The sequence below is a fragment of the Streptomyces sp. NPDC048417 genome, assembly GCF_040651615.1.
Classification (GTDB): Bacteria; Actinomycetota; Actinomycetes; order Streptomycetales; family Streptomycetaceae; genus Streptomyces.
The window spans coordinates 106,299-112,481 of sequence record NZ_JBEZKI010000009.1; the positions used below are offsets into that span (position 1 = coordinate 106,299).

Annotated in this window: 3 protein-coding genes; all 3 read left to right on the top strand. The window is 74.3% G+C overall.

All coding sequences use genetic code 11. From position 1 onward, the window contains the following. Positions 1-64 precede the first annotated feature (64 nt). The 3 genes from AB0D59_RS16135 to cobT all read left to right on the top strand — a co-directional run bounded on the left by AB0D59_RS16135 (position 65) and on the right by cobT (position 6,146). A complete protein-coding gene (locus AB0D59_RS16135) occupies positions 65-694 on the top strand; it encodes a GNAT family N-acetyltransferase (protein ID WP_362565230.1) in 630 nt (209 codons plus the stop codon). Between the two features lie 113 nt (positions 695-807). After that, a complete protein-coding gene (gene cbiE, locus AB0D59_RS16140; RefSeq protein ID WP_362565231.1) occupies positions 808-2,040 on the top strand; it encodes a precorrin-6y C5,15-methyltransferase (decarboxylating) subunit CbiE in 1,233 nt (410 codons plus the stop codon). A 392-nt stretch (positions 2,041-2,432) separates the two neighbouring features. Further along, on the top strand, positions 2,433-6,146 hold the full coding sequence (cobT, locus tag AB0D59_RS16145) for a nicotinate-nucleotide--dimethylbenzimidazole phosphoribosyltransferase (protein ID WP_362565233.1): 3,714 nt from the start codon (positions 2,433-2,435) through the stop codon (positions 6,144-6,146). Positions 6,147-6,183 lie beyond the last annotated feature (37 nt).

Consider the following 6,183-nt stretch of genomic DNA (forward strand, 5'->3'; position numbering starts at 1 on the left):
TTTCATGCTGCATGCTGGGCAGTTCGCACGCCCTGAAGGATTTCCGAAGGTTACGGAGTGGCGCATGACTAGCACCTTCCCCAACATCTCCATCAGCACGGAGCGGTTGGTGCTGCGTCCCCTCGACGAGGACGACGTGCCCGCCCTGACCGAGATGATGAACGACGAGCAGGTCGCCGCCTGGACCGACGTGCCCCAGCCGTTCACCGAGGACGCGGCCCGGCACTGGATCACCGAGTACGCCCCCGCCGAACGCACCGACGGCCGGGGCCTCGACCTCGCGGTCACCGAGTTCCTCACCCAGCGCCTGGTCGGCGTCATCCAGCTCACCAAGACCAACTGGCACATCCGGTCGACCGAGTTGTCGTACATCATCGCCCCCTGGGCCCGCGGCGAGGGCTACGCCTCCGAGGCCGCGCTCGCCACCGCCCACTGGCTCTTCGGCGACCAGAAGCTCGAACGCATCGAGATCCGCACCGCCGCCGACAACACCGCCTCCCAGCAGGTGGCCCAGAAGATCGGCGGCATCAGCGAGGGCGTGCTGCGCAACGCCTGCATAGTCCACGTCCGCACAGAGGACGGCACCTGGGCGGACGTGCGCACCGACTTCATCGTGTGGAGCCTGCTCCCGGAGGATCTGGAAGGCGCGGGCGAGGAACTCGCCGAGAGCGGTGGCTTCACCTCCTGGAACTGACGCCGACGGGATTCGCCCCGTCGCGCGCCGGACAGCTCCACCAGGTACTCTCACGGAGCCCGCTCATGGGCCCGGCCCCTGACGACCTGCGAAAACCCTGGAGACTGACGACGATGGCCGACCGGGTCACGGTGATCGGCTGGGACGGCTCGCCCCTGACCGCCGCGGCACGCGGCGCGCTCGGCGCCGCCACGCTCGTCGCGGGCGCGGCCCACCATCTGGCCCTTCCCGAGGTGCCAGGGGCCGCCGAGCGCATCCGCCTCGGCAGCGTCGCCCTCGCCGCCCGCCGCATCGCCGGCCATCGCGGCACCGCGGTGGTGTTCGCCGACGGCGACCCCGGCTTCTTCGGCGTCGTACGGACCCTGCGCGCACCCGAGTTCGGCCTGGAGGTCGAGGTCGTCCCCGCCGTCTCCTCGGTGGCCGCCGCCTTCGCCCGCGCCGGCATGCCCTGGGACGACGCACAGGTGGTGGTCGCACACCGGCGCACCCTGCGACGCGCGGTGAACGTGTGCCGCGCCCACACCAAGGTCGCCGTCCTCACCTCGCCCGGCGCCGGACCCGCCGAACTCGGTCTGCTGATGGAGGGCGTCCACCGCACCTTCGTCATCTGCGAGGAACTCGGCACCGACCGCGAGCAGGTCAGCGTCGTCACCTCCGACAAGGCCGCCGACCACACCTGGCGCGACCCCAACGTCGTCATCGTCATCGGCGGACCTTCCGGGCCGCTGCCGGCGGGCGAGGGCGGTGGCTGGATCGCCGGCCGGGACCCCTCGGCTGGCCCTCGCGGCTGGGTGCAGCCCGACGCGGAGTACGGCGAGGGAGCCGCGCTGGGCGAAGGGGAAACGGATCTGCTGAGGGCCGCCCAACTCGCCCGGCTGGGCCCCCGGGTGGGGGACCTCGTCTGGGACATCGGCTGTGGCAGCGGCGCGTTCGCCACCGAGGCCGCGCGCGCCGGGGCAGCCGTCATCGCCGTCGACCGGGACCTCGCGGCCTGCGTGCGCAGCGATGCGGCCGCCCGCAAGTTCGGGGTCCAGCTCCAGATCGTGCACGGCGGCGCGCCCCATGTGCTGGAGAACCTGCCCGAACCCGACGTCGTCCGGGTCGGCGGCGGAGGAGCCGCCGTGGTCGCCGCGGTCGCCGACCGCCGCCCGGAGCGCATCGTCACCCACGCCGCCACCCGCGACGCGGCCGAACTCATCGGACGCGATCTGACCGAGCACGGATATCAGGTCGAGTGCGCCCTGCTGCAGTCCGTCGAACTCGACACCAGGGCCTGGACGGAGACCGAGCGGAACGTCGCGTTCCTGCTCACGGGGACGTTGCTGCGGCGCGAAGCGCCTCGTTGAGAGGTGCTGGCCGGGCGACGGGCGGGCCGTCCCGAGCGCGCCCCGTGATCCTGTTGTCATACTGCGCGCGGTAGGCTGGCCGATCGCTGCACCGCACCGGTGGCCCGGACATTCGTTCGTCAATATCCGGAAAACGCGCCCCTTTTGGGACGGGTGTGGTACGGCAGAACCGGGGACGCGCAACGTGGCGCAGTCCACAGCGGGCTGTCGCGGATCACGCTGCCGCGACGGTCGAACGGCCGGGACAATGCCACTGAATGGCTTTGTCGCCTTTTCCGGCGGGTCGTTCGTGCCGCTGGGCACGCACGCTCGTTCTTCACTGCGGGGCGGTCGGTGCGCCGCCCCGAGTGAGTTGGTCGTAGAAGGCACTAACCGATGGGCGAGGGGTACGCATGACGGACACCGGCCAGGTCCCGGGCGAGGGACTGCCGGAGAGCGCAGGCATGGTGGAACAGCCGGGCGTTCCCGCGCACGGCGCGTACACCTACCTCTCCGAGTCGCCCGCCGAGGACGAAGACCTGCTGCTGCCCGGCGCTCAGGGCGCCTGGGGCAACGAAGTGCCGCCGCCGGCCCCGGAACCGGTCGTCGAGACCGTCCACGAGCCCGGCCCGCACGAGACGGACGGCCGGGACAGCGGCTCGGTCGATCTCACCGCCGTCCGGCTGCCCAGCTCGGTGCCGGCGTCCCCGATCCTCTCCGTGCCCCACGACCCGGCGGCCGCCCCGGCCCCGCGCCGTCCGCTGCACCTCGGTCCGCCGATCCCCGACACCTCCACCAGCCCGGTCCGCTCCCTCGCCGACCGCGGCCCGGCCGGCACACCGGCCCGACAGCCGGGTGCGCCGACGGCCGGGCCCGAGTACCTCGACGCCCAGCCGCCTGGCGATGCCGTGCCGCAGTCCGCCGCGCCCTGGGGAGCGCCGCAGACGGCGGTGGCGGGGACCGGGGTGCCGGGCATCGCCGCGCAGGCCACCGCGGTGGCACAGGTGGCCGCACAGGCCCCGGCTGCGGAAACGGTTGCTCCGGCACCGGAGACGGTTGCTCCCGTGGCCGTCGTGGATCCCGCGGCTTTCGCGCAGGAGTCCGCGGTGGCGGACGTCGCGGGTGTACCGGCGGAGCAGCAGGCACCGGCGGACCCCGGGGTGTGGCCCGAGAACGCGTACGGCCCGGAGGGCGCGGCCCAGCCGGTCGACGGGGGCGTTCCGGTGCCCGTGGCCGAGCCGGTGGTGCCGCAGGTCGCCGAGGCTCCGGAAGGCGCTCAGGGGCCTGTGCCGGGTGTGGCGCCGGGTGCGGTGCCGGAGGCCGCTCCGGTGGTCGCGGAGGTTCCGGAGGCCGCGCAGGCTCCTGGGATTTCGCAGGCTCCTGGGATTCCGCAGGTTTCGGAGGTCCCGGAGGTTCCCGAGGCCGTCGAGGTTCCGACGGGGCAGGACGCGGTGCCGGCGCCCGGTGCCGAGGTGGCTCCTGGCGCGGTGGCCGAGCCTGAGGCCGTGCCCGTGGCGGAGGCCGCGGGCCAGCTCATGGAGCCGGTGGTTCCGGAGCCGGCCGCCCAGGCGATGGCGGCGGTGCCGGTGCAGTCCGTGCCGGCGCAGTCCGTGCCGCAAGTCGTGCCGGAGCCCCAGGTCGTGGAACCGGCCCTGCCCGAGCAGGCCGCGGAGACCGTCGCGCCCGAGGCCGTTCCGGTGCCGGAGGCGGTCGCGCACGAGCCCGCTCCCACCCCGGAAGCCGTCCCGGCCGAGCCCGGTCAGCCGGTGGCCATCCCGCCGCTCGCGCCGCCCTTGGCGGTGCAGCCCGAGGAGGCCGTCGTCGAGGCGCTCGCCCCGGCAGCCCCCGCGACCGTCGTCGAGGTCCCGCAGCCGCCGGAGCCCTTCGCCGCCGCCGAGACCGAGCAGCCCACGCCGGACGCCGTGGCCCCCGCCGAGTTCCCCGTGGCGGCTGCCGTACCGCCGGCGGAGACCGCTGCCGCCCCTGAGCCGCTGCCCGTTCAGCCCCTCGCCGGCCCCCAGACCCAGGGCACCCCGCCCACCCCCGCGGCCCAGTCGGAGGAAACCCCGGCGGCCCAGGAGCCCCTGGACGCGGCCCTTCCGACGGAGCCCGCGCCCGACCAGCGGCTCGGCGAGTTCGTCGCCGTCGACGGCCTGGTGCCGACCACCCCGCACCTCGCCCCGACCCCGCCGCACCCGCTGGTCCTCCCCGCCCAGGACCAGGGCGAGACCGTGCCGGAGCAGGCCGCCACCGTCCCAGCGCCCCGCGAGGCCGAGCCCGGTCCGGTGGCGGAGCACCACCCCGATGTCGTACAGCACGCGGAGGACCTGGAGACCAGGGCCGCCGACCAGGAAGAGAGCACGGCCCCCGTGGCAGAAGCACGTCAGTCCACCGGCCCGGCCGCGCCCGCCTACGACGACGCCGAGCGCGAGGCCGTCCTCAAGGTCATGCGCGAACGCCGTGACATCCGCAACGGCTTCCGCGACGACCCCATCCCGCACGAGGTGCTGCTGCGTGTCCTGGAGGCCGCCCACACCGCGCCCTCCGTCGGCCACTCCCAGCCCTGGGACTTCGTCGTCATCCGGTCCGCCGACACCCGGCGCAGCATGCACGAACTGGCCATGCGCCAGCGCGACGCCTACGCCAAGTCCCTCCCCAAGGGCCGCGCGAAGCAGTTCAAGGAACTGAAGATCGAGGCCATCCTCGACACCCCGGTCAACATCGTCGTCACCGCCGACCCGACCCGGGGCGGCCGCCACACCCTCGGTCGGCACACCCAGCCGCAGATGGCGCCGTACTCCGCGGCCCTCGCCGTCGAGAACCTCTGGCTCGCCGCCCGCGCCGAGGGCCTCGGCGTCGGCTGGGTCAGCTTCTTCGACGAGCGCGAGATGGTCCGCGCGCTGGGGCTGCCCGAGCACCTCGAAGTCATCGCCTACCTGTGCGTGGGGTACGTCGACGAGTTCCCGGACGAGCCCGAGCTGATGCAGGCCGGCTGGTCCAAGCGGCGCCCGCTGTCCTGGGTGGTGCACGAGGAGACGTACGGCCGCCGTGCCCTGCCCGGCGAGGACCCGCACGACCTGCTCGCCGAGACCGTGGCCGGGATCCGCCCGCTGGACGCCAAGGCGCTCGGCGAGGCCTGGGAGCGGCAGAAGCGGATGACCAAGCCGGCCGGTGCGCTCGGCATGCTGGAGATCATCTCCGCCCAGCTGTCCGGCCTGTCCCGGCAGTGCCCGCCGCCGATCCCGGAGCCCGCGGCCGTCGCGATCTTCGCCGGCGACCACGGGGTGCACGCCCAGGGCGTCACCCCCTGGCCGCAGGAGGTCACCGCCCAGATGGTGGCCAACTTCCTCGGCGGGGGAGCGGTCTGCAACGCGTTCGCGTCCCAGGTGGGCGCCGAGGTGTGCGTGGTGGACGTCGGCGTCGCCTCCGAACTCCCGGCGACGCCCGGCCTGCTGCCCCGCAAGGTCCGCGCGGGCACGTCCGACATGACGACCGGCGCTGCCATGACCCGCGAGGAGGCCAAGCAGGCCATCGAGGTGGGCATCGAGACCGCCCGCGATCTGGTGGCGGCCGGCAACAAGGCCCTGCTCACGGGTGAGATGGGTATCGCCAACACCACGGCGTCCGCCGCGCTCATCTCCGTCTACACCGGGGCCGACCCCGCCGAGGTCACCGGCCGCGGCACGGGCATCAACGACGAGACCCTCGCCCGCAAGACCGAGGTCGTCCGCCGCGCCCTGGACCTCCACCAGCCGGACCCGGCCGACCCCATCGGCGTCCTCGCGGCGATCGGCGGCTTCGAACACGCGGCGATGGTGGGCCTGTTGCTCGGCGGCGCGTCGCTGCGCACGCCGGTGATCCTGGACGGCGTGAGCGCGGGCGCCGCGGCCCTGGTGGCCCGCGCGATCGCCCCCGAGGTCCTGGCCGCGTGCATCGCGGGCCACCGCAGCGCGGAGCCCGGCCACGTCGCCGCCCTCAACAAGCTGGGCCTGCGCCCCCTGGTCGACCTGGACCTCCGCCTGGGCGAGGGTACCGGCGCGCTGCTGGCACTTCCCCTGGTGCAGAGCACGGCGAGGGCCATGCACGAGGTGGCGACGTTCGACTCGGCGGGCGTGACCGAGAAGTAGCGGGGGCGGCGCTCTGCGCGAACGGGAAGCCGACCTG

What these genes read in the sequence shown, in the direction of transcription:
- AB0D59_RS16135 (WP_362565230.1), top strand. Translation starts at nt 65, where the DNA reads ATGACTAGCACCTTCCCCAACATCTCCATCAGCACGGAGCGGTTGGTG.
- cbiE (WP_362565231.1), top strand. Translation starts at nt 808, where the DNA reads ATGGCCGACCGGGTCACGGTGATCGGCTGGGACGGCTCGCCCCTGACC.
- cobT (WP_362565233.1), top strand. Translation starts at nt 2,433, where the DNA reads ATGACGGACACCGGCCAGGTCCCGGGCGAGGGACTGCCGGAGAGCGCA.